This window comes from Burkholderia cepacia (assembly GCF_001718835.1).
GTDB lineage: Bacteria > Pseudomonadota > Gammaproteobacteria > Burkholderiales > Burkholderiaceae > Burkholderia > Burkholderia cepacia_F.
This window is the reverse complement of record NZ_CP013443.1, coordinates 1,732,077-1,755,938: the sequence shown is the minus strand read 5'-3', so window position 1 is coordinate 1,755,938 and position 23,862 is coordinate 1,732,077. Positions and strand designations below refer to the sequence as shown.

General features: G+C 67.0%; 16 protein-coding genes. 2 read left to right on the top strand and 14 right to left on the bottom strand.

Going from position 1 to position 23,862, the window contains the following annotated elements:
- Positions 1–50 precede the first annotated feature (50 nt).
- From WT26_RS11495 to WT26_RS11485, 3 genes are read right to left on the bottom strand one after another with little or no spacing between them, the layout of a single operon-like run.
- A complete protein-coding gene (locus WT26_RS11495; RefSeq protein ID WP_069273739.1) occupies positions 51–1,493 on the bottom strand; it encodes an efflux transporter outer membrane subunit in 1,443 nt (480 codons plus the stop codon).
- Complete coding sequence (locus WT26_RS11490; protein ID WP_059664010.1) at positions 1,493–4,630, bottom strand: multidrug efflux RND transporter permease subunit; 3,138 nt, start codon at positions 4,628–4,630, stop codon at positions 1,493–1,495. The genes WT26_RS11495 and WT26_RS11490 overlap by 1 nt, the downstream gene beginning before the upstream one ends.
- Positions 4,631–4,655: 25 nt before the next feature.
- Complete coding sequence (locus WT26_RS11485; RefSeq protein ID WP_059526215.1) at positions 4,656–5,855, bottom strand: MexX/AxyX family multidrug efflux RND transporter periplasmic adaptor subunit; 1,200 nt, start codon at positions 5,853–5,855, stop codon at positions 4,656–4,658.
- A gap of 150 nt (positions 5,856–6,005) precedes the next feature.
- Between WT26_RS11485 and WT26_RS11480 the strand changes: the two genes are divergently transcribed.
- Both WT26_RS11480 and WT26_RS11475 read left to right on the top strand, forming a co-directional pair.
- Positions 6,006–6,653 (top strand): TetR family transcriptional regulator, encoded by a 648-nt coding sequence (locus WT26_RS11480; protein WP_069272907.1) that lies wholly within the window; start codon positions 6,006–6,008, stop codon positions 6,651–6,653.
- A 320-nt stretch (positions 6,654–6,973) separates the two neighbouring features.
- A complete protein-coding gene (locus WT26_RS11475) occupies positions 6,974–8,215 on the top strand; it encodes a M23 family metallopeptidase (RefSeq protein ID WP_069272906.1) in 1,242 nt (413 codons plus the stop codon).
- Between the two features lie 21 nt (positions 8,216–8,236).
- Here the strand turns inward: WT26_RS11475 and WT26_RS11470 are convergent, their stop codons facing one another.
- The 11 genes from WT26_RS11470 to WT26_RS11420 form a co-directional block, all read right to left on the bottom strand.
- Positions 8,237–8,974 carry an amino acid ABC transporter permease gene (locus tag WT26_RS11470; protein WP_069273738.1) on the bottom strand — a complete coding sequence of 246 codons (738 nt, stop codon included), beginning with the start codon at positions 8,972–8,974 and terminating at the stop codon, positions 8,237–8,239.
- Between the two features lie 2 nt (positions 8,975–8,976).
- A complete protein-coding gene (locus WT26_RS11465) occupies positions 8,977–9,702 on the bottom strand; it encodes an amino acid ABC transporter permease (RefSeq protein ID WP_069272905.1) in 726 nt (241 codons plus the stop codon).
- A gap of 118 nt (positions 9,703–9,820) precedes the next feature.
- Positions 9,821–10,636, bottom strand: coding sequence for an ABC transporter substrate-binding protein (locus tag WT26_RS11460; protein WP_059526227.1), 816 nt, complete (start codon positions 10,634–10,636; stop codon positions 9,821–9,823).
- A 163-nt stretch (positions 10,637–10,799) separates the two neighbouring features.
- Positions 10,800–12,746: a rhomboid family intramembrane serine protease gene (locus WT26_RS11455; RefSeq protein WP_069270140.1), complete on the bottom strand. Its 1,947-nt coding sequence runs from the start codon at positions 12,744–12,746 to the stop codon at positions 10,800–10,802.
- Between the two features lie 249 nt (positions 12,747–12,995).
- Positions 12,996–14,300: an MFS family transporter gene (locus WT26_RS11450; protein ID WP_059526240.1), complete on the bottom strand. Its 1,305-nt coding sequence runs from the start codon at positions 14,298–14,300 to the stop codon at positions 12,996–12,998.
- 232 nt (positions 14,301–14,532) lie between these two features.
- Positions 14,533–16,212: a SpoVR family protein gene (locus tag WT26_RS11445; protein ID WP_059664005.1), complete on the bottom strand. Its 1,680-nt coding sequence runs from the start codon at positions 16,210–16,212 to the stop codon at positions 14,533–14,535.
- A complete protein-coding gene (locus WT26_RS11440) occupies positions 16,209–17,477 on the bottom strand; it encodes a YeaH/YhbH family protein (RefSeq protein ID WP_059526245.1) in 1,269 nt (422 codons plus the stop codon). The genes WT26_RS11445 and WT26_RS11440 overlap by 4 nt, the downstream gene beginning before the upstream one ends.
- A 127-nt stretch (positions 17,478–17,604) precedes the next feature.
- Positions 17,605–19,527, bottom strand: coding sequence for a PrkA family serine protein kinase (locus tag WT26_RS11435; RefSeq protein ID WP_011351905.1), 1,923 nt, complete (start codon positions 19,525–19,527; stop codon positions 17,605–17,607).
- Positions 19,528–20,015: 488 nt separating this feature from the next.
- Complete coding sequence (locus WT26_RS11430) at positions 20,016–21,692, bottom strand: methyl-accepting chemotaxis protein (RefSeq protein WP_069273737.1); 1,677 nt, start codon at positions 21,690–21,692, stop codon at positions 20,016–20,018.
- A 193-nt stretch (positions 21,693–21,885) separates the two neighbouring features.
- On the bottom strand, positions 21,886–22,827 hold the full coding sequence (rbsK, locus tag WT26_RS11425) for a ribokinase (protein ID WP_069272904.1): 942 nt from the start codon (positions 22,825–22,827) through the stop codon (positions 21,886–21,888).
- The gene (locus tag WT26_RS11420) at positions 22,824–23,855 is read right to left on the bottom strand and encodes a LacI family DNA-binding transcriptional regulator (RefSeq protein ID WP_069272903.1); all 1,032 of its coding nucleotides are present in this window, start codon (positions 23,853–23,855) and stop codon (positions 22,824–22,826) included. The genes rbsK and WT26_RS11420 overlap by 4 nt, the downstream gene beginning before the upstream one ends.
- Positions 23,856–23,862 lie beyond the last annotated feature (7 nt).

Genomic DNA, 23,862 nt, shown 5'->3' with positions numbered 1-23,862 from the left:
GCGCCGACAGCGGTCACATTACCGGATATCACGCATGCGGGACGGCACCGTCACGCGTCGGCTTCCGCCGGCGACCAGCCGCCGCCGAGCGCGCGGTACAGCGCGATCGCATTCGCGAGCCTGAGCTGCTTGAGCCGGATCAGCTCCTGCCCCGACTCGTACGTGCTGCGCTGCGCGTCGAGGAGTTCGAGATACGTCGCGACGCCGCCCGCGTATCGACGTTCCGCGAGCTTCAGCCGCGCGCCGTCGGCCGCATACACGTCCTGCTGCGCGGCGAGCTGGCGATCGATCCAGTCGCGCGCGGCGAATGCGTCGGCCACTTCGCGGAACGCGGTTTGCACCGTCTTCTCGTAATCGGCAACCGCGATGTGCTTGCGCGCGTTCGCGACGTCGAGGTTCGCGCGGTTGCGTCCGCCCGCGAAGATCGGCAACGTGATGCGCGGCGCGAACGTCCACACGCTCGTGCCGCCGGCAAACAGGCTCGAGAACGCATCGCTGACCGAGCCGTAGTCGCTCGTCAGCGTGATGCGCGGAAAGAACGCCGCGCGCGCGGCGCCGATCTGCGCGTTGGCGGCCTTGAGCCGCGCCTCCGCCTGCCGGATGTCCGGCCGCCGTTCGAGCAGCGCACTCGGTGCGCCGGGCGCCACGGGCGCGATCGCGAGCGTGTCGAGCGTCAGCCCGTCGCCGGGCGCCACGCGCGCGAAATCGCCCGCGAGCAACTGCAGCGCCCGCACGGACTGCGCATGCTCGCGCTGCAGCGCGGCCTGCGATGCGCGCGCAGATGCCACCAGCATCTCGGCCGAGCGCAGCTCGATCGCGTCGCTCGTGCCGGCCGCATAACGACGCTGCGTGAGCGCGGCCATGCGTTCGCGCGCGTCCAGCGTGCGCTGCGCCAGCGCGAGCTGCTCGTGCAGCGAGCGCTCCGACACGTACGCGCCCGCCACGTCGGCGATCACGCCGATGCGCACCGTGCGTTGCGCGTCGGCCGTCGCGAAATACTCGGCGAGCGCCGCGTCGGACAGGCTGCGCACGCGGCCGAACAGGTCGAGCTCGTACGCGCTGACACCCACGCCCGCACGATACAGCCCGCTGATCGCGCTTTCGCGCACGACCGGGTCGTACTGGCGCGCACGCTCGTAACCCAGATTCGCATCGACCGACGGCATCAGGTCCGCGCGCTGCACGCCGTACAGCGCGCGCGCTTCCTCGAGCCGGCCGGCGGCGACCCGCAGGTCGCGGTTGTTCGCGAGCGCCGCGTCGATCCACGCCTGCAGCGCGGCATCGGTAAAGTACGTGCGCCAGTCGTCGAGCAGCGCGGCATCGGCCGGCGATGCCGCGGCCGGCGCGGCACTCTCGTCGACAGGCGCATAGGTCGCCGGCACGGGCGCCGCCGGCCGCTCGTAACGCGGTGCGAGCGTGCAGCCGGCCAGCGCGAGCGCGGCGGCCAGCGCGACCTGAACCCGCAGCGCCGCCTGTGCATTCAGCGCAAACATCATTGGGAACCCTCCATCGTCGCCGGCTGCGCGCCGCCGCGCCGGCGCGGGCCGACGTCGAACAGGCGGCCGACGATCACGAAAAACAGCGGAACGAGGAACACCGCGAGCACGGTCGCCGTGATCACGCCACCGAGCACGCCGGTGCCGATCGCCATCTGCGCGCCGGACGCGGCGCCCGATGCGAACGCGAGCGGCAGCACGCCGACGCCGAACGCGAGCGACGTCATCACGATCGGCCGCAGCCGCAGGCGCGCGGCCTCGAGCGCGGCGTCGACGAGCGACATGCGCTGCGCGACCAGGTCCTTCGCGACTTCGACGATCAGGATCGCGTTCTTCGCGGACAAGCCGATCGTCGCGATCAGCCCCACCTTGAAGTAGATGTCGTTCGGCATCGCCCGCAGCGTGACGCCGAGCACCGCGCCGATCACGCCGAGCGGCACGACCAGCATCACCGCGAACGGAATCGACCAGCTCTCGTAGAGCGCCGCGAGCGCGAGAAACACGACGAGCACCGACAGCGCGAACAGCATCGGCGCCTGCGCGCCCGACAGCCGCTCCTCGAACGACTGCCCCGACCACGCATAGCCGGTGCCGGCCGGCAGCTTCGCCGCGAGTTGCTCGATCGCGGCCATCGCCTCGCCGCTGCTGTGGCCCTGCGCGGCCGAGCCGTTGATCGTGAACGACGGAAAGCCGTTGTAGCGCGTGAGCTGCGGCGGCCCGAGCGTCCAGTGCAGCGTCGTGAACGCCGCGAGCGGCACCATCTCGCCGTGCGAGTTGCGCACGCGCAGCTTCTTCACGTCGTCCGGATCGAGCCGGTGCAGCCCGTCGGCCTGCACGATCACGCGCCGCACCTGCGTGCCGTGCATGAAGTCGCCGATATAGTCCGAGCCGAACATCACCGCGAGCGTCGTGTTGATCTCATCCATGGACACGCCGAGCGCGGACGCCTTCGCGCGATCGATGTCGAGCTTCAGTTGCGGCGCGTCCTGCGTGCCGGCGAACATCAGGTCGGTCAACGCGGGATCCTTGCGGCCCGCCCCGAGCAGCTGCTCGCGCGCGGCGCTGAACGTCGCGTAGTCGAGCCCGCCGCGGTTCTGCAGCCGGAAGTCGAAGCCGCTCGACGAGCCAAGATCGGGCAGCGCGGGCGAGTTCATCGCGAACACCGTCGTGTTCGGCGTGCCCGCGAAGCGCTCGTTGATGCGCGCGACGATCGCCTGCACGTGTGCGTCTGCGGCCTTGCGCTCCTTCCAGTTCTTCAGCGTGACGAAGATCATCCCGCCGTTCGGCCCTTCGCCGTACAGGTTGAAGCCGCCGAGCGCGAACGTATACGCGGCCGGCTCGTCATGGCGGATGTACGACTCGACTTCCCGCACGCTCTGCATCGTTTCCGCGAGCGGCGTGCCTTGCGGCCGGATCACCATCACCATGAAGTTGCCCTGGTCCTCGTCGGGCAGGAACGCGGTCGGCAGTTGCGTGAGCATCAGCCCCGCGGCCGCGGTCAGCGCGCCGTACACGACGAGCCAGCGCACCGGCTTCTTCAGCATCGTGCCGACGCGCGACGCGTAGCGCTGCGTCGAACGCGCGACGAAGCGATTGAACCAGCCGAAGAAGCCGCGCTTCTCGTGATGTTCGCCGGACACGGGCCTGAGCAGCGTCGCGCACAGTGCGGGCGTGAGCGACAGCGCGAGGAAGGCCGAGAAGCCGATCGACACCGCGAGCGACAGCGCGAACTGCCGGTAGATGTTGCCCACCGCGCCGCCGAAGAACGCCATCGGCACGAACACCGACGTCAGCACCACGGTGATCCCGACGATCGCGCCGCTGATCTGCTTCATCGCCTTGACGGTCGCATCGTACGGCCCGAGCCCCTCCTCGACCATCAGCCGCTCGACGTTCTCGACCACGACGATCGCGTCGTCGACGAGGATGCCGATCGCGAGCACCATCCCGAACATCGTCAGCACGTTGATCGAGAAGCCGGCCGCATACATCACGCCGAACGTGCCCGCGAGCGCGACCGGCACGACGAGCGTCGGGATCAGCGTCGCGCGCAGGTTCTGCATGAACAGGAACATCACGAGGAACACGAGCACGCCGGCCTCGATCAGCGTCGTGACGACCTTGTTCATCGACACGCGCACGAACGACGACGTCTCGTACGGGATCTGGTACTTCACGCCGGGCGGGAAATACGCGGACAGCTCGTCCATCGTCGCGCGCACGCGCTTCTCGGTGGATACCGCGTTCGAGCCCGGCGCGAGCTTGATGCCCATCCCGGTCGCGACCTTGCCGTTCACGTACGACGGATAGTTGTAGTCGTTGCCGCCGAACTCGACGCGCGCGACGTCGCGCAGGTACAGCGCGGAGCCGTCGGCCTGCGTGCGCAGCGCGATCGCGCCGAACTCGGCCGGCGTCTTCAGCGGCGCGTCGGCGAACACCGTCGCCGCGATCGGTGCGCTCGCCGGCACCGCGGTGCGGCCGATGTCGCCGATCGTCACGCGCGCGTTGTGCGCACGCACCGCCGACGCGATATCCGACGCGGTGAGGCCGTGCCCGGCCATCTTCACCGGGTCGGGCCAGATCCGCATCGCATATTCGGCGCCCCAGAACTGCACCCGGCCGACGCCGTCGACACGTCGCAGCGCCTGCACGACGTTCGCCGACGCATATTCGCCGAGCTGCACGTCGGTCATGCGCCCGTCGTCGGAGGTCAGCGACACCACGAGCTGGATGTTGTCGGCCGCCTTCTCGACCTGGATGCCGTCGCGCCGCACCGGTTCCGGCAGCCGCGCATCGACCGTCTTCAGCCGGTTCTGCACTTCGACGGCCGCGAGATCGGCGTTGACGCCCTGCCTGAACGTCAGGTACAGCGACGCCGCGCCGGCGCTGCTCGTCGCGGACGTATACATCAGCCCCGGCGCGCCGTTCATTTCGCGCTCGATCAGCGCGGTCACCGATTCCTCGACGACCTGCGCGGACGCGCCCGGGTACGTCGCGTAGATGCTGACGACGGGCGGCGCGATGTCCGGGTACTGCGCAACGGGCAGCGAGCGGATCGCGAATGCGCCGCCCAGCATGATGAAGATTGCGATCACCCACGCGAAGACGGGGCGATCGATGAAGAAACGTGCCATGGTGGTGTGGTGTTGTGTTAACCGGTCAGGTTTGACGGGCGGCCGCCTGCGAAGCGGCCGCTGCCGGCGCCGCTTTCGACGGCGGCGCCTTCTCGACGGGCTTGACGGCCGTATCGGGCGCGAACTGCGCGGCATCGTCGACGATCACGCGCTCGCCGCCCGCGAGGCCGCGCGTGATGCGCCAGTCGTGGCCGCTCATCTGGTCGGCCGCGACCTCGACGTCCTTGACCTTGCCGTTCGTGCCGACGACACGCACCGACGTGCGGTCGGCCGTGCGCAGCAGCGCATCGCGCGGCACGAGGATCGCCCGCTGGTCGACCGCCGTGTCGAGCGCGATCCGCACGTACGCGCCCGGCAGCAGCTCGCGCTCCGGATTCGGGAACAGCGCGCGCATCGCGACGGTGTCGGTGGTCGGATCGACCGCGAGATCGCTGAACAGCAGCTTGCCCTTCAGCGGATACGCGGTACCGTCGGCGCGCAGCAGCGTCACCGAGATGTCGTGCTGCGCGATGCCCGTCGCGCGCCCGCTCTTCACCGCCCGGCGCAGCGCGTCGACGTCGGCGGCCGGCTGCGAGAAGTTCACGTAGATCGGGTCGAGCTGCTCGACGGTCGTGAGCGGCGTCGCCTGGTCCTGGCCGACGAGCGCGCCTTCGGTCACGAGCGCGCGCCGTGCGCGGCCCGCGATCGGCGCGGTGACGGTCGCATAGTCGAGCTGCAACTGCGCCCGCGCGAGTTCCGCCTTCGCGGACGCAACATCGGCCTTCGCCTGCGTGTCGCCGGCCACGGCCTCGGTGTGGTCGCGCTCGCTCACCGCGCGATCGCGCACGAGATCGTCGTAACGGCGGCGCTTGTCGCCCGCCGCGAGCGCGGCGGCCTGCGCCTTCGCGAGCGCCCCCTGCGCGGCGTCGCGCGCGGCCTTCAGCGGCGCGGGATCGATGCGGAACAGCACCGCGCCCTGCTTCACTTCCTGGCCTTCCTCGTAGGCGCGTGCGGTCACGATGCCCGCGACCCGCGCGCGCACTTCCGCCTGCCGGTATGCGTCGAGCCGGCCCGGCAATTCGACGGTCATCGGCACGGCCGTCGGGCGCACCGTCACGACCGTCGCCTGTTTCGCGGCCTCCGGCGCGGCGTCCTTGTCGCCCTTTCCACATCCGGCCAGGGCCAGCACGGCCGCGAGCGCGAACGGCGCCAGCCGGTGGCGCAACAGGGAGCGATTGTTATTCATATGTGACCTCGGATCGTTCGCCGCCGATACAATGCGGCGGCTCAGGGTGGCCGATTATAATCAGTCACGACTGATTAAATACACACCACTTCAATCTGACCGTCACACTGTCTCAATAAAACGACAGCGAACTGTAAGGAATTTCAGGACATGGCCCGCAAGACCCGCGAAGAATCGCTCGCCATCAAGCACCGGATCCTCGACGCCGCCGAGCTCGTGCTGCTCGAGAAAGGCGTCGCGCAAACCGCGATGGCGGATCTCGCCGAGGCCGCCGGGATGTCGCGCGGCGCCGTCTACGGCCACTACCGCAACAAGATGGAGGTGTGTCTCGCGATGTGCGACCGCGCGTTCGCGCGCACGTCGGAAGGCTTCGACGCGGGCGACGGGCTGCCGCCGCTCGCCACGCTGCGGCGCGCCGCCTCGCACTACCTGCAGGAATGCGGCGAGCCGGGCCCGATGCAGCGCGTGCTCGTGATCCTCTATACGAAGTGCGAGCAGAGCGAGGAAAACGGCGCGCTGCAGCGGCGCCGCATGCTGCTCGAATTGCAGATGCTGCGCATCACGAAGGCGCTGCTGCGCCGCGCGATCGCGGCCGGTGAACTCGCCGCCGATCTCGACGTGCATCTGGCCGCCGTCTATCTCGTGTCGCTGCTCGAAGGCGTGTTCGCGTCGATGATCTGGACCAACCGGCTGCGCGGCAATCTGTGGAACGACGCCGAGGCCATGCTCGACGCCGGCTTCGACACCGTGCGCACGTCCGCCGCGCTCCGGCGACGCGCGCAAAAATTGCCTGAATGAGGTCCGGATACGCAAAAAACACCGAAATCATCCCAATTTTCCGCTCTGCGAAACAACATTTCCGACCCCGTTTAAAATTTTCTGCATTTTGCGGAACATCGGTAGACTGACGCTGTCATCTTTCTTTAGCGTCTTCGTGATAACCGGGTTCGACCCGGTATGCACGCCGCCGTTCGAAGCGGGTTGCCTCCCGCGCTGTTGGGTCGAACGGAAACGACACAGGCCCCTGGCGGGGCCTGTTTTGTTGCACGCCCGCCACCCCCTCCTTTCGGCGGCCCCTGCCCACACCCCTTTGAACCGCTTTCCTGGATGTGGACACCTTGGTCAAGTCTGCCGCAATTCCTGATTCTTCCGCGCCGCGTCCCGTGCGCGCGTGGCAGCTCGTACGCGCGATGCTGCCGGCCGCCGTGCTCGGCGCCCTCGCCGCACTCGGCCTCGCCGCGCTGCCGGCCGTGTCGCAACTGCCGGGCGCCGTCGACTCGGGCACGGCCGCGCTGCCGCAGCGCGTGCTGTCCGACACGCCGTTTCCCACTGCCCAGCATTTCGTGACGAGCGAGCTCGCCCACACGATCGGCGAGCGCAACGCGCAGCCGGGCCTGTTCGCGCCGCTCAGCGCGCACCGCAACGACATGCTCGGTTATGCGAACCTGTTCACGCTCGCGCCGCCCGAGCCCGAGCACGGGCTGCGGGCGGGCGACATCGAGCTCACGCTGTCCGATACGCTGAACCGTCTCGACGTGCCGCCCGAGGTGCGCATCCAGCTCGGCGATCTCGTCAGCGGCAAGGTCGCGATGCGCGCGAGCGCGCAGCGCGGCGACTACTACCGCGTCGCGTTCGATACGAACGACGGCACGCCGCGCCTTACCGCGCTCGAGCTGCGCGTCGCCGGCCGCACGTTCGGCGCGATCTGGTTCCGCGCGCCGGGCGCCGAGCACGGCGCGTACTACGCGCTCGACGGCTCGCCGCTCGAAGCCGCCGCGTTCACGATGCCGGTCAAATGGACGCGCATCAGCTCGTTCTTCGGCGAGCGAATCCATCCGCTGTCGCAGGCGATGGCGTTCCATACGGGCGTCGATCTCGCCGCGCCGAGCGGCACGCCCGTCGACGCGGCGGCCGACGGCGTCGTGTCGTTCGTCGGAACCGATCCGGGCGGCTACGGCCGCTACGTGATCGTCGATCACGCCGACGGTTACTCGACCTACTACGCGCACCTGTCGGCGTTCGCGCACGGGCTGAAGGTCGGCGAGCGGGTCAGGCAGGGCCAGCGCATCGGCTCGGTCGGGATGACCGGCGCCGCGACGGGCCCGCACCTGCACTTCGAGGTGCGGGTCGCGAACAATCCGGTCGACCCGCTCGTCACGCTCGCGAGCGCGCAGACGGCGCTGTCCGACATGCAGCTCACCGCATTCCGCCAGGAAGCGGCGCAATGGCGCTTCCGGCTCGCGTCGATCAAGACGGCGCCGTTCGCGTTCGCGCAGAACGACGGGCCGCTGTGGGGCGATTTCGCGACCGACACGTCGACGTTGCGCGCGGTCTTCAATACGCACTACGCCGCGTCGTGACGCGCACGGCGCCCGTTGGCGTCAACGCGTCGCGCCGCGCGCCGGCTGCGCGCGCCCGGCCGCCGTGCGCGCGTGGCGTTCCGCACGCGGGCGACGTGACAGCAGCCAGCGTGCCGCGCCGTCGAGCGACGTACACAGCACCAGGTAGATCAGCGCGACGAACAGGAAGATCGGCGCCGGATACACCATCAGACGGTTGTTCACCTGCGTCGCGACGAACGACAGTTCCGGCACGCCGACGATATAGGCGAGCGACGTGTCCTTCACGAGCGCGACCCACTGGTTGACGAACGACGGCGTCATGATCCGGATCGCCTGCGGCAGCAGCACGTAGCGCACCGTCTGCCAGCGCGTGAGACCGAGCGACAGCCCGGCCTGCCATTGCCCGTCGCCGGCCGCGACGATGCCCGCATGCACCGCGTGCGCGAGATACGCGCCGCCGATCAGCGCGAGCGCGCACACGACCGTCGCGAGCCCCGGCACGTCCATGTGCAGCAGCACGGGCATCAGGAAGTAGGTCCAGAAAATCAGCATCAGCACGGGAATCGCGCGGAAGAAGCCGATGAACGCGAGCAGCAGCACGCGCGCGGGGCCGCGCGCGAGCGCCATCGCGACGCCGAGGGCGATGCCGAGCACGGCCGATGCAACGGCCGACGCGATCGCGAGCAGCAGCGACAGCGCGGCACCGCCGAGCGGCCCCTCCGGGAACGCGCCGACGAGCAGGTACGGCAGATTGGCGAGCAGCAGCGAGAAATCCATCGTCAGCGCCCCGCCCCCAACCGGTCGCGCCATTGCGTCGCCGCATATGCGCCCGCTTCGATCGCGGCCACCGCCGCGACGTACAGCACAGTCGCCACGCCGAATGCGGCGAAGGTCTTGAACGTCTCCGTCTCGACCTGCCGCGACGCATACGACAGCTCGGCCACGCCGATCGCCATCGCGAGCGACGAGTTCTTCACGAGATTCATGTACTGGCCGAACAGCGGCGGCAACGCGATGCGTACGGCCTGCGGCAGCACGACGTAGCGCAGCGACTGCATCGGCGTGAGGCCGAGCGCGGCCGCCGCATCGTGCTGCGCGCGCCGCACGCCGCGCAGGCCGGCCTCGCATTCCTCGGCGACGAACGCGGCCGTATAGGCGCTCAGCCCGACCCAGCCCGCGACGAATTCGAACGACGGCCAGGCGAGCGTGAACGGGCCCATGCCGAACGCATGGCGCGCGTTCAGCCATGCGATCCACGTGTCGGGCAGCAGCGACGCGACGCCGAAATACCAGAACAGCAACTGCACGAGCAACGGCGTGTTGCGGAACGTGACGACGTACGCGGCCGCCACCGCGGCGCGCAGCACCCGGTGGCGCGCATGGCGCAGGATCGACAGCGCAAGACCGCCGGCGGTCGCGGCGACGGCCGACGCGGCTGCGAGACCGAGCGTCAGCAGGAAGCCCTGCCAGAGCCAGGACAGATATTTGGGAGCCAACCCGAGCATGCGTGTGGCGCGAACGCGTGGCGCCCGCGATCGGAAGTCAACGAAATGCGCCGCGATGCACTCGCCGGTTGGCCCGGCGGCGCATCGCGGCGCGTGTGTCACGTATCGTGTCGCGCGCTCAGGTCTTGTCGCCGATCCGGAAGATGCGCGTGAGCGGCGTCTTCGTCGTCGGCCCGAACCATGCGTCGTAGATCTGCACGGCGCGCCCGTTCGCCTCGAGCCCCTTGAGCGTGTCGTTGACGAAGCCGAGCAGGCGCGTCTCGCCTTTCGGCACGCCGACGCCCATGTAGTCGTTGGAGATCGTGAACGCCGGGATCTCGTAGTTCTGCTTGTCCGGCACGTTCGCGAGCAGGCCGATCAGCTTCGGGCCGTCCTGCGTGATCGCCTGCACGTTGCCGGCGCGCAGCGCGGCGAACGCGAACGGCGTGTCGTCGTACGCGACGATCGTCGCCTTCGGGAATTTCTCGCGCAGCGTGATCTCGTTGGTCGTGCCCTTGTCGGCGCCGACGCGCAGCCCGTTCAGCTGGTCGGCCGATTTCAGCACGCCCTTCTTCGCGAGAAACTGCTGGCCCGACGAGAAATACGGAATGCTGAAGTCGACCTGCTTCGCGCGCTCGTCGGTGATCGTGAAGTTCGCGAGCACGAGATCGACCTTGCCGGACGTCAGGAACGGAATGCGGTTTGCGGGGTTGGTCGGCTGGAGCTGCAGCTTCACGCCGAGCTTGTCGGCGAGCGCCTTCGCATAGTCGACGTCGAGACCGACGATGTGATTGCTCTTGCCGTCGACATAGCCGAACGGCGGGTTGCTGTCGAACGTCGCGACGCGCAGCACGCCGGCCTTCTTGATGTCGTCGAGACGGTCCGCATGCGCGACGGTGCCTGCGGCAATGAGCGCAGCCCCGACGAGCCACGTAGCGAGAGTGTGGATTTTCATGAGCACGACCTGAATTGTTATGAAGGCCGCCGCGGATCGCGCGGCGGCCCGGTTCGAGGAAATCCACGGCGCGTGGTGCCGTGAAGCCGCTAACGTACCAGCGGGTCGTGCCGATTCGAACCAACAAATGGTGCTTTGCTCAGCGGGTTTCGTGATGAAGGGGTTACGTGCCGTCGCCGCCCGCTTCGCCGTCGGCGCTCGCCGCGCACAGGAACTCGCCGTCGCCCGTGCCCTGCAGATAGTCGAGCGACCGGTCCATGCTCAGGAACGACAGCGTGCCCGCGGCGCCCAGCGCGAACAGTGTCCGGTTGTCGTGCGAGAAGATCACCTGCGACGCCCCGCCCGCGACCGGGAATTCGCCGACCGTCCGGCGGGTTGCCATCTTGATCACCCGCAACGACGGGTCGGCGTACGCATTGACGGCAATCAGCCTGCCGTCGCCGCTGCCGTCGAATCTGTGCACGGAAGTCCGGCAGATCGGATAGGTCTTCAGCGTCGTCAGGTTCGCGGCGTCCACCCATTTGACCGACGACGTGTCGTAGAACCACGTTCCGTCACCTGACGCGGCCGGTACGGCTTGCACGAAATCCTGATCGACGGGATGCGAGCCGACCGGCTGGTTCGTCGACGTATCGAATGCGACGATCGCGCCGCGCTGCGTCGAGTTGGCGTACAGCCGCCGCCCGTCGGGCGACAGCCACATCGACAGTTGCCGGCCGAAATCGACGCCCGACGCGTCGCCGTCGCCCAGTTTCAGCGTCGCGAGGACCTGCGGCCATTGCGTGAGGCTGACGACCGAGATCGTGTCGTCGACGCTGTTCAGCACGAACAGCCGGTCGTGCGACGCGGACGCGACGATCGCCCGCGGAAACCGGCCGAGCGCCACGCCGTCGACGATGGCGCCGCTCGTCAGGTCGATGCGCACGAGACCGTCCTCGCGCATCGACGCGACGTACGCATAGCGTTCGTCCGGGCTGATAACGACGCCGCTTGCGCCGCGTCCACGGCACATGTTGTTCTGACAACCGTCCAGCCCCGTCTTGAACGGCTCACCGGCAATCGTGCGGACGACCTTGCGCGTATCGACATCGACGACGACGAGCGTGTTCGCGTCGTTGTCGGTCACATACAGGCGCTTGCCGGACGGCCCCATCACCATCGCGTACGGCGCCTTGCCCACCGGAATGACGGTGCCTGCGGCCTGCTCCGGCGACACGGGCGCGGGCCGATGCTGCTCGTCGTCGCGAATCTGCGCGGCGAGCGTCTCGGCCTGCTGCTTCGCAGCCTGCTGCGCGCGGTCCCGCACGCGCTCGCGATCGAAGTCGACGCGCATTTCCTGCAGCTCGGCGCTGGACGCGTGCTGCGCCGCGACCAGCATCCCGGCACTGCCGAGCACCGCGAGCGCGAGCGGCACGACGACGCCGGCAGGCGTGCGTCCGGTCGCGCGCGATCGGTACAGCACCCAGCCGACGATAAAGCCCGTCACCACGCCGCCGACATGCGCGGCCTGGTCGATGCCGGAAAGGAAGAAGCCCGACACCAGGTTGATCGCGATCACTTGGGCCACCGCCTTGAGGTTGATGATCATCGGCGCGGCTCGGCCACGATCCAGGTCCATGCGCAACGCGAACGCACCCGCCGCGCCCGCGAGCCCCATCAGCGCGCCCGACGCGCCAACGCTGACGACCGGCCGTATCGCGCTCGTCGTCAGCGCGACGCCGAACGCGAGACTCGTGCCGCCGACTTCGTGATACCCGTACCACAGCGCGCTCGCCAGCGAGCCGCCGAGCGCGGACAGCAGATACGTGACGCCGAACCGCGTCGATCCGCCCACGCTCTCCAGCACGGTGCCGAGCATCACCAGCATGTAGAGGTTCAGCAGCAGATGCAGCCAGCCGCCGTGCAGGAACGCACTGGTCAGCAGCCGCCACGGCTGGCCCGTCAGTGTGTACGGCGCGAAATTGGCGCCCCAGTCGAGCAGCAGGCCGTTCGACAGGCTGTCGAACGATGCCTGCCGCCACATCAGCAGGAATATGACGGCGTTGACGACCGCGAGCAGGATCGTCAGCCGCGGCAGGGTTCTCGGAATGGAGGGATGTTGTTCTTTCATGGGATCTCAGGAATCGGCTATCGCGCCTCGGACAGGCGGTGCCGATTGTATCTTCGGAGCCCATGGACGCGCATCGGGTCAAGCTCGCGCCGTTGCCGGTGCCTCGCGGCACGCAAAAAAACGCCCGCTGCAAGCCGCGGGCGTGAATCCCAGTCAAGGAGGTGTCACACGAACTACGGGTTCAGATTAAGCGGATCGCCCGTCGCCGGCAACGAAGCGATTTCGATATCGTTATCGCGCGCGGCGCGATCACGGCTCGTGACGCAGGTACCCTTCCTTGCTCGGATCGCGCATCCGCCACGACACGATCAGCGAGATCGCGCACAGCACGGTCACGTACCAGTAGAAGGTTTCCTCGCTGCCGATCGACTTGAACCACAGTGCGACGTACTCGGCCGAGCCGCCGAAGATCGCGTTCGCGACCGCATACGACAGGCCGACACCCATCGCGCGCACTTCCGGCGGGAACATCTCGGCCTTGATCAGCCCGCTGATCGACGTATAGAAGCTGACGATCGCGAGCGCGACCGTGATCAGCACGAACGCGGCCACCGGGCTCGTCACGTCCTTCAGCGCGTGCATCAGCGGCACCGTGCCGATCACCGCGAACGCGCCGAACAGGATCATCGACGTGCGGCGGCCGATCCTGTCGGACAGCGCGCCGAACACCGGCTGCATCAGCATGTAGACGAGCAGCGCGACGGTCATTACGTTGCTGGCCGTCTTCGCATGCATGCCGGCCGTGTTCACGAGGTACTTCTGCATGTACGTCGTGAACGTGTAGAAGATCAGCGAGCCGCCGGCCGTGAAGCCGACCACCGTGAAGAACGCCCCCTTGTGCTGCCACACGCCGCGGATCGTGCCCGCGTTTTTCTTGTCGCGCGATTCGGACGTCGACGTCTCGTCGAGCGACTTGCGCAGGTACAGCGAGATCAAGGCGGCCGCCGCGCCGACCACGAACGGAATGCGCCAGCCCCACGCCTTCAGTTCGTCGCCCGACAGCGTCTGCTGCAGGATCACGAGCACGAGCAGCGCGCACAGCTGGCCGCCGATCAGCGTCACGTACTGGAACGACGCGAAGAAGCCGCGGCGGCCCTTCAGCGCCACCTCGCTCATGTAGGTCGCGCTCGTGCCGTATTCGCCGCCCACCGACAGCCCCTGGAACAGCCGCGCGACCAGCAGCAGCGCCGGCGCGAGCGCGCCGATCTGCGCATAGGTCGGCAGCACCGCGATCACGAGCGAGCCGCCGCACATCATCAGCACCGAGATCATCATCGCGTTGCGGCGGCCGTGGCGGTCGGCGATGCGGCCGAACAGCCAGCCGCCGATCGGACGCATCAGGAAGCCGGCCGCGAACACGCCCGCCGTGTTCAGCAACTGCGTCGTCGTGTTGCCGCTCGGGAAGAATGCCGGCGCGAAGTACAGCGCGCAGAACGAGTAGATGTAGAAGTCGAACCACTCGACGAGGTTGCCCGACGATGCGCCGACGATGGCGAACACGCGCCGCCGGGTGTCATGCGCGGACAGCGCAGCTTGTTCGGTCTGGACGTCCATGGATTGGTCTGTTCCTTGTAGTGCTTTTCTGGGCGAGACGGCTGGGCCGCCGCGTGCGATCGAACGTGGCACCGGTTCCGGCGCACGGCGCTACGGGATTTTAGCGAAATGTAAAGTAACAGGCTCTCCGGGTTCGTCCGGATGTAGAAAATTTTTCTCCCGCCATGCGTTCGTCATATGAAAACGCCAGCCCGCAGGCTGGCGTTCGATGCAAACTCTCCGCAAGCGAGGCTCAGATCCGCACCTCCGGCGGCACGTAGCGGCACTCGTAGCGCTTGCGCACGGTGCCGGCCTCGTCGACGCTTTCCAGGAACACGTCGAACTGCCAGAGCCGCGCCATGTGCTTGAGCACCTCGTCGCTGTCGTTCGACAGGTGGCGGTTGTCGGTCATGAAGTGGCGCAGCGTGAGACTGCGGTCGCCGCGTGTGTTCACGGCCCACACCTGGATGTTCGGTTCGCGGTGATGGATGTCGTACTGTCTCGACAGTGCCTGCCGCACATACTGGTAGCCCGAATCGTCGTGGATCGCCGACACCTCGAGCGAATCGCGCATGTCGTCGTCGAGCACCGAGAAGAGCCGCATGTCGCGGATCAGGCTCGGCGACAGGTACTGCGCGATGAAGCTCTCGTCCTTGAAGTTGCGCATCGCGTAGTGCATCGCCGGCAGCCACGGGGTACCCGCGATCTCGGGAAACCACTTGTAGTCTTCCTCCGTCGGCGCTTCGCAGATCCGCCGGATGTCGCTCATCATCGAAAAGCCGAGCGCGTACGGATTGATCCCGCTGTAGTACGGCTTCGTCACGGGCGGCTGGTAGACCACGTTGCTGTGCGAATGCAGGAACTCCATCATGAAGCCGTCTTCCAGCTTCCCCTGGTTGTACAGCGTATTCAGCAGCGTGTAGTGCCAGAACGTCGCCCAGCCTTCGTTCATCACCTGCGTCTGCCGTTGCGGGTAGAAATACTGACCGATCTTGCGCACGATGCGGATCACTTCCCGTTCCCACGGCTCGAGCAGCGGCGCATTCTTTTCCGCGAAATACAGCAGGTTCTCCTGCGGTTCGGGCGGATAGCGGTCCTCCTGCTCCTCCATCAGCTCGGGCTTCTTGCCCGGCAGCGTGCGCCACAGTTCGTTCACCTGCGACTGCAGATACGCCTCGCGTTCACGCCGCAGCGCGGCCTCCTTCGACAAGGAAGGCTTCTGCGGCCGCTTGTAGCGGTCGACGCCGTAGTTCATCAGCGCATGGCACGAATCGAGCAGTTCCTCGACACGATCGAGACCGTAGCGCTCCTCGCATTCCGCGACGTAGTTCTTCGCGTACACGAGATAGTCGATGATCGCGTGCGCGTCGGTCCACAGCCGGAACAGGTAGTTGCCCTTGAAGAACGAGTTGTGACCGTACGCCGCGTGCGCGATGACGAGCGCCTGCATCGTCATCGTGTTCTCTTCCATCAGGTACGCGATGCACGGGTTCGAGTTGATGACGATTTCGTACGCGAGGCCCATCTGGCCGCGACGGTAGCTCTTCTCGGTCGACAGGAAGTGCTTGCCGAACGACCAGTGACGGTAGTTGACGGGCATCCCGACCGACGCATACGCGTCCATCATCTGCTCGGCACTGATCAGTTCGAGCTGGATCGGATAGATGTCGAGCTCGTATTGTTCGGCGACCTGCGAGATGTGCGTGTCGTATTCCTCGAGCAGTTCGAACGTCCAGTCGGACGGGCACGGCAGCGGCTTGCGTTCGGCAACGTTCATACGCGCTTCCTTTTGCCCTGGGCCGGGCAAGTCGGCGGCCGGCGGCGGCGGTTCGGCCTGCCCGCGTTGCTGCGGTGCGGCAGGGCCGGCCGTGTCGTCGCCGGAAGGGCGCGGCGCATAGCCGCGCGACTCGTTGTGCAGATGGCGGGTCGTCATGACATTTCCACCTGCTTTTCGAACAATTCGCGAAACACGGGGTAAATGTCGGCAGCCGATTCCACTTTTTTCATCGCGAGATGCGGCTGAGACAGGGCCAGTTGCGCGTATTCCAGCCACAGGTTCTGCTCTTCCGGCGCGACCTGGATATACGCGAAGTAACGCGTCTTCGTGAGGATATCCTCTTCCAGGATTTTGCGACACTTGGGCGAATCGTCAGTCCAGTTGTCGCCGTCGGACGCCTGCGCGCCGTAGATGTTCCACTCGGTCGGCGAGTAGCGCTCGTTCATCACCTTGCGCATCAGCTCGAGCGCACTCGACACCACCGTGCCGCCGCTCTCGGTCGAATGGAAGAAGGTGTCCTCGTCGACTTCCTCGGCACGCGTGTGGTGACGGATGAACACCACCTCGATGCGCTCGTAGTTGCGCTTGAGGAACAGGTAAAGCAGGATGAAGAAGCGCTTCGACAGATCCTTGCGCTGCTCGTCCATCGAGCCCGACACGTCCATCAGGCAGAACATCACGGCCTGGCTCGACGGTTGCGGCTGCTTCACGCGGTTGATGTAGCGCAGGTCGAACGGATCGATGAACGGAATCCGCCAGATGCGCCCCTTCAGGTGATGGATCTCGGCCTCGAGCACCGCGATCTCCGCGCGCCGGTCTTCCGGGTCGCTCTTCAGCGCCTCGAGCTGCGCCTCGAGTTCGCGCAGCTCGTTGACGAGCGGCGAGCCGAGCGCGATACGGCGCCCGAGTGCGCTGCGCAGCGAACGCACGACGTCGATGTTGTTCGGCGTGCCTTCCGCCGACCAGCCCGCGCGCACGTTCTTCCAGCTCGGCACCGTCAGCAGGTGCGTCTTCACGAGGCGCGGCAGCTCGAGATCGTCGAAGAAGTACTGCATGAACTCGTCGCGCGACAGCTCGAACACGAAGTCGTCCTGCCCTTCGCCCTCGTTGCTCGCCTGACTGCCCCCGCCGCCCGAGCCGCCCTGCGGGCGCGGGATCTTGTCGCCGCGCACGTAGTCCTCGTTGCCGGGGTGCACGTATTCGCGACGCCCGCCGGGCGCGTGCCGGAAATTCGGCTCCGCGATGTCCTTGCGCGGGATCGTGATGCTCTGCGTGCTCTGGATATCCTTGATGCTACGATCGCGCACCGCGTCCGACACGGCACGACGAATGTAGTTCTTGACGCGACGCAGAAAGCGTTCGCGGTTGGCGATACTCTTGTTCTTGCCGGCCAGCCTGCGGTCGATGATTTGATGAAGCACTCCCGGTCTCCCGCTCGAAAGTCGATATGCCGGGACGCTCGCCGCACACATGCCGTCTCCCGTCATGCGGGCGGCGTCTCTGAAAACACCCGTACGGCGACACCGTACGGGCGCGGTACCGCGCGCGTCATGACGACTTGCGCACGCGCAGGTACCAGTCGCAAAGCAGCCTCACCTGCTTCGGCGTATAGCCCTTCGCGACCATCCGGTTCACAAAGTCCTCATGCTTGCGCTGCTCCTCCGCCGAACCCTTTGCGTTGAACGAAATCACCGGCAACAGTTCCTCGGTATTCGAGAACATCTTCTTCTCGATCACGACGCGCAACTTCTCGTAGCTCGTCCACACGGGGTTCTTGCCGGCGTTCGCCGCCCGTGCACGCAACACGAAGTTCACGATCTCGTTGCGGTAATCCTTCGGATTACTGATGCCGGCCGGCTTCTCGATCTTCTCCAGCTCTGCGTTCAGCGCGGCGCGGTCGAAGCTCTCGCCCGTATCGTGATCGCGGAATTCCTGGTCCTGGATCCAGAAGTCCGCATACGTGACGTAGCGGTCGAAGATGTTCTGGCCATACTCCGAATACGACTCGAGGTAGGCCGTCTGGATCTCCTTGCCGATGAATTCCGCGTAGCGCGACGCCAGTACGTCCTTCACGAAGGACAGATACTTCTGCTCGGTTTCCGGCGGGAACTGCTCGCGCTCGATCTGCTGCTCGAGCACGTACATCAGGTGCACGGGGTTGGCCGCGACCTCGCTCGAATCGAAGTTGAACACGCGCGACAGGATCTTGAACGCGAAGCGTGTCGACACGCCCGTCATCCCTTCGTCCACGCCCGCGTAGTCGCGGTATTCCTGGTACGACTTCGCCTTCGGATCGGTGTCCTTGAGGTTTTCGCCGTCGTACACCTGCATCTTCGAGAACAGGCTCGAATTCTCCGGCTCGTGCAGGCGCGACAGCACCGAGAACTGCGACATCATCTTCAGCGTGCCCGGTGCGCACACGGCCTCGGCCAGCGACGAGTTGCGGATCAGCTTCTCGTAGATCTTGGTCTCTTCCGATACGCGCAGGCAGTACGGCACCTTCACGACGAAGATCCGGTCGAGCAGTGCCTCGTTGTTGCGGTTGTTGCGGAACGCCTTCCATTCCGACTCGTTCGAGTGCGCGAGGATGATCCCGTCGAACGGAATCGCGCCGAAGCCCTCGGTGCCCTTGAAGTTGCCTTCCTGCGTGGCGGTGAGCAGCGGGTGCAACACCTTGATCGGCGCCTTGAACATTTCGACGAACTCGAGCAGGCCCTGGTTCGCGAGGCACAGGCCGCCCGAGTAGCTGTACGCGTCGGCGTCGTCCTGCGCGTACTGTTCGAGCTTGCGGATATCGACCTTGCCGACCAGCGACGAGATGTCCTGGTTGTTCTCGTCACCCGGCTCCGTCTTCGCGATGCCGACCTGCCGCAGGATCGACGGATAGCGACGCACCACCCGGAACTGGCGGATGTCGCCGTTGTATTCGTGCAGGCGCTTGACGGCCCACGGGCTCAGGATGTTCTTCAGGTAGCGGCGTGGAATGCCGTACTGTTCCTCGAGGATCGGGCCGTCTTCGTCGTAGTCGAACAGCCCGAGCGGCGATTCGTTGACGGGCGACCCCTTCAGCGAATAGAACGGCACGCGCTCCATCAATTGCTTCAGACGCTCGGCGATCGACGACTTGCCGCCGCCCACCGGGCCAAGCAGATAGAGGATCTGCTTCTTCTCTTCGAGCCCTTGCGCAGCGTGACGGAAATATGCGACCACCTGCTCGATCACTTCCTCCATTCCGTAGAACTCACGGAATGCGGGATAGACCTTGATGACCTTGTTCGCGAAGATCCGCGACAGGCGCGGATCGTTGCGGGTATCGATGTGTTCAGGTTCCCCGATTGCTTCCAGCATGCGTTCACCAGCCGTCGCGTACGCGGATGGATCGTTCTTGCAGAGCGCGAGATACTCCTCCAGCGAGAGCTCTTCCTCTCGCGTTTTTTCGAAGCGGTTCGCGAAGCTGCTGTAAATATCCATGCTACCTCCCTCGCCTGAGTCTGAAGACGTGCCTGCCTTCGTACGACTGCGCAGAAGCAAGCGCGTTCGAATTCATCCTAAACCCTTTCTTATTTTTTTTCACGAACTCGTTGTGTGAACTTTCGTCATCGACGACACATGACTTGGACAACGCATTTCGTCGTTTTACAATCGATCTCCCGAGCCGCAGAAACTGCATCCGTCGCGTCTCGTCGAACAACGGAACGTCTTGTGCGTTGGACGTGCCGGGCGCCGCGAAGTCCACACCGCCTCCCCTTCATCCCTATACGTTCGAGTACGCGTTCCGGACGACACGCGCGACGCGCCGTTACAAATTTTTTTCGCAGCGCCCCTTACGGAGATACCCGTACGACGGTTGCGCACGAGCATGCCGCGCCGGCTACGGATGCAAAAACGCCCGCGCGAGGCGGGCGTTCGGGATCACGCAAATGGGGATAGATGCGCGACGTATGCCGCATTCCCGGGAATCAGAAGGTTTCCCAGTCGTCGTTGCCGGCCGCGCGCGGCGCGGGCGCGTCGTGGCTGTCGCGCGCTGCCGGCGCTGGCGCCGGCGTCACGCGACGCGCCACGGCCGGCACGGTTGCGCGCCGCTGTGCCGCGCCGTCGTCGAGCTGGAACACCGCGACCGTCTCGCGCAGCCGCGCCGCCTGTTCGTCGAGCGACTGCGCGGCGGCCGCGGCTTCTTCGACGAGCGCCGCATTCTGCTGCGTGACCTCGTCCATCTGCGCGACCGCGCGCGCCACCTGGTCGATCCCGCCGCTCTGCTCCTCGGATGCCGCCGCGATCTCGCCCATGATGTCCGTCACGCGCTGCACCGCACCGATCACGTCGCTCATCGTGCGCCCTGCCTCGTCGACCAGCGTGGAACCCGACCGGATGCGCTCCACCGACGCGTCGATCAGCACCTTGATCTCCTTGGCCGCGGCCGACGAACGCTGGGCCAGGCTGCGCACCTCGCCCGCGACGACCGCGAAACCGCGGCCCTCCTCGCCGGCCCGCGCGGCCTCCACGGCGGCATTCAGCGCAAGAATGTTGGTCTGGAACGCGATTCCCTCGATGATCGCGATGATGTCCGCGATCTTCGCCGAGCTGTCGTTGATCTCGCCCATCGTGCCGACCACCTGGCCGACCACCGTATTGCCCTTGTTTGCAATCTCCGACGCGTTCGCGGCCAGCGAACTCGCCTGGCGTGCATTGTCTGCGTTCTGCTTCACGGTGCCGGTCAGCTGCTCCATGCTCGACGCGGTTTCCTGCAACGCCGCGGCCTGCTCCTCGGTGCGCGACGACAGGTCGATGTTGCCGGCCGCGATCTGGCGCGCCGCGGTCGCGATCGACTCGCTGCCGCCGCGCACGGTGCGCACCGTATCGACGAGCCCGCGCTGCATCTTGCCGAGCCCCTCCAGCAACTGGCCCATTTCATCGCGGCGCGTCACGACGATGCGGCGGCGCAGGTCGCCGGCGGCAATCGCATCGAAATGCGCGAGCGCGTCGGCAATCGGGCGGCCGATCGCTCGGCTCAGCGTCACGTACGACGCCAGCGCGGCGACGAGCCCGGCCACGAGCGCGACGATCGACACGATCCGCAGCGTCGCGTAGGTCGACTCGGCCCGCTCGAACGCGGCCTGCCCGGCGGTGAACTGGAAATTGCGCAGCGCCTCGCCCGATACCGTGAGGTCGTTGTAGCGCACCTGAAGCTGCTTCGCGCCGTCGGCGATCCGGTCATGCTCGTTCGCCGCCACGACGCCCGCGAAGCCGTCGCACTCGTGCTGCAACGCCTGCCGCTTCGCGGCGACGTCCTGTGCGAGCTTGTCCTCTTCGCCGTCGCGCGGCAACGCGAGGTACTTCTGCCACCACGTGTCCGACTGCGCGCGCATCGCGCGGCTTCGCTCGATGGCTGCCGCCGCATCCGGCGTGCCGGCCAGGAGCGCGGCGCGATCGAGCGCGAGGCGTTCGCGCGCCGCGTAGATCTCGGCGAGCCCCAGGTTGACCGCGCTCGGCATCTGGTTCGTGAAGATTTCGCGGTTCGAATCGTTCGCGCGCCCCATGCCGAACAACCCCAGCACGCCGATCAGGCACAGCAGCCCGGCCAGAAACGCCATCGTGAAACCGATGCGCGCACGAATCGTCAGGTTTTTGAACACCATCATCCTTCCTGTGTTGCGTCGTCGTTGACGGGCCGCGCCCATCGCCCGGAAGCACGGGCTTCCCTCGATGCAATTACGACAACAATTCGCACGACTTGATGGTGTTTACCAAAATTTTCAAAACAATTCGTCAGTCAATTTCGAATCAATCAATAATGACGCGCAAACGGCCCGGAATCATCGGGCCGAGTAGTCAATCGGCCAGTTCGGCAAGCGTGGGAATCGACGGTTGCGCGCCCGCTCGCGTGACCGACAGGGCGGCCGCGCGTTGCGCGAAGCGGATCGCGGTGTCGACGTCCGCGCCGGCCGCGAGCCGTGCGGAAAAGCCGCCGATGAAGGTATCGCCGGCCGCCGTCGTGTCGACGGCCTGCACCGCGCTCGCCGGGTAGTGGCGCGCCACGCCGTCTGCCGTCAGCGCAAGCACGCCGCGCGCGCCCAGCGTGACCAGCACGTTGCGCGCGCCGCCGGCCTGCAGCGCGCGGGCGGCGGCTTCCGCCTCCGCCGGGTCGCGCACCGGCAGCGCGGTCAACGCGGCCGCCTCGACCTCGTTCGGAATCAGATAATCGACGAGCGGCAGCCAGCCGTCCGGCAGCGGCGCGACGGCCGGGGCCGGATTGAGCACCACCGTGCGGCCGAGCCGACGTCCGGCCGACAGCGCCGCGAACACCGCATCCGGCGGCGTCTCGAGCTGGCAGATCACGACGTCGGCCGCGGCGATTGCTGCGTGATGGTGTGCAATCGTGTCCGGCGTCACCTCGCCGTTGCCGCCCGCGACGATCACGATCGCGTTCTGGCTCGCATCGTCGACGACGATCAGCGCGACGCCGGTCGACGCCGACGCGCTCGTCGCGAGCCCCGCGCAGTCGATCCCCTCGGCTTCGAGGCCCGCACGCAGTGCCGCGCCGTGCGCATCCGCTCCGACGCAGCCGATCATCGCGACCTGCGCGCCGAGCCGCGCGGCGGCGACGGCCTGATTGCCGCCCTTGCCGCCCGCCGCCTGCGCGAACGCGTGGCCGGCGAGCGTTTCGCCGGGCAGCGGCAGACGCGGCGCACGCACGACGAGATCCATGTTGAGGCTGCCGACCACCGTCACGCGCCCCGCTTGCGGCGCGCCGGATGTGACGTGCGCCGTCATGCGCGGTTGCCGGCCGGCGCCGGTTCGCGGTAGATCGCGGTCGATTCACGCAGCACGAGACGCGGCGACACGACGCGACGGCGGCTCGGCACGGCCGACGAGCCGCCGCCGATCCGCTCGATCAGGGTCTGCGCCGCCATTTCGCCGAGTGCGCGCACCGATTGGCCGACCGTCGACAGCGCCGGATACGTGTAGCGGGAGAATTCGATGTCGTCGAATCCGATGATCGAACAGTCGTCGGGCACGCGCATGCCGCGCTCGGCCGCCGCACGCAGCGCGCCGACGCCCATCAGGTCGTTGCCCGCGAAGATCGCGCTCGGCCGCACCGATTCGAACAGCCGCGACGCCGCGTGATAACCGCCGAGGCACGAGAAGTCGCTTTCCGCGATCGCGCCCGGCACGATGTCGACACCGCGCTCGGCCATCGCACGGATGAAGCCGTGCACGCGCATCGCGCTGACCGCCGTGTCGGTCGGCCCCGTGATGCAGCCGATCTTCGCGTGCCCGAGCTCGAGCAGGTGGCGCGTCGCCAGGTACGCGCCGCGCTCGTGGTCGATCTGCACGAGGTCGGCCGCGAGCCCCTCGATGTTGCGATCGACGACGACGAGCGGCGCGTGCGTGTCCGCGAGCGTCTGCGCGAGCACCGCATCCTCGCCCGCCGAGGCGACGATCAGCCCGTCGATGCGCTTTTCCTGCAGCACGCGCAGGTAGTTGCGCTGCTTCACGGGATCGTCGTCCGAGTTGCAGAAGAACACGCAATAGCCGTTGGCCGCGCACTGATCCTCGATGCCGCGCGCAAGTTCCGCGAAGTACGGATTCGTGCTGTTCGGCACGACGAGGCCGATGGTCGCCGTCGCACGCGCCTTCAGCGAACGTGCCACGGCCGACGGCACGTAATTCAGCTCGCGGATCGCGCCCTCGACCTTCGCACGCACATCCGCGGACACCGGCCGCGAATTGTTCACCACGTGCGAGACGGTCGTAAACGACACGCCCGCCATGGCTGCCACATCCTTGATCGTCGCCATTTCCCGT

What these genes read in the sequence shown, in the direction of transcription:
- WT26_RS11420 (WP_069272903.1), bottom strand. Translation starts at nt 23,855, where the DNA reads ATGGCGACGATCAAGGATGTGGCAGCCATGGCGGGCGTGTCGTTTACG.
- WT26_RS11445 (WP_059664005.1), bottom strand. Translation starts at nt 16,212, where the DNA reads ATGACGACCCGCCATCTGCACAACGAGTCGCGCGGCTATGCGCCGCGC.
- WT26_RS11435 (WP_011351905.1), bottom strand. Translation starts at nt 19,527, where the DNA reads ATGGATATTTACAGCAGCTTCGCGAACCGCTTCGAAAAAACGCGAGAG.
- rbsK (WP_069272904.1), bottom strand. Translation starts at nt 22,827, where the DNA reads ATGACGGCGCACGTCACATCCGGCGCGCCGCAAGCGGGGCGCGTGACG.
- WT26_RS11485 (WP_059526215.1), bottom strand. Translation starts at nt 5,855, where the DNA reads ATGAATAACAATCGCTCCCTGTTGCGCCACCGGCTGGCGCCGTTCGCG.
- WT26_RS11470 (WP_069273738.1), bottom strand. Translation starts at nt 8,974, where the DNA reads ATGGATTTCTCGCTGCTGCTCGCCAATCTGCCGTACCTGCTCGTCGGC.
- WT26_RS11460 (WP_059526227.1), bottom strand. Translation starts at nt 10,636, where the DNA reads ATGAAAATCCACACTCTCGCTACGTGGCTCGTCGGGGCTGCGCTCATT.
- WT26_RS11430 (WP_069273737.1), bottom strand. Translation starts at nt 21,692, where the DNA reads ATGGTGTTCAAAAACCTGACGATTCGTGCGCGCATCGGTTTCACGATG.
- WT26_RS11490 (WP_059664010.1), bottom strand. Translation starts at nt 4,630, where the DNA reads ATGGCACGTTTCTTCATCGATCGCCCCGTCTTCGCGTGGGTGATCGCA.
- WT26_RS11455 (WP_069270140.1), bottom strand. Translation starts at nt 12,746, where the DNA reads ATGAAAGAACAACATCCCTCCATTCCGAGAACCCTGCCGCGGCTGACG.
- WT26_RS11450 (WP_059526240.1), bottom strand. Translation starts at nt 14,300, where the DNA reads ATGGACGTCCAGACCGAACAAGCTGCGCTGTCCGCGCATGACACCCGG.
- WT26_RS11465 (WP_069272905.1), bottom strand. Translation starts at nt 9,702, where the DNA reads ATGCTCGGGTTGGCTCCCAAATATCTGTCCTGGCTCTGGCAGGGCTTC.
- WT26_RS11480 (WP_069272907.1), top strand. Translation starts at nt 6,006, where the DNA reads ATGGCCCGCAAGACCCGCGAAGAATCGCTCGCCATCAAGCACCGGATC.
- WT26_RS11495 (WP_069273739.1), bottom strand. Translation starts at nt 1,493, where the DNA reads ATGTTTGCGCTGAATGCACAGGCGGCGCTGCGGGTTCAGGTCGCGCTG.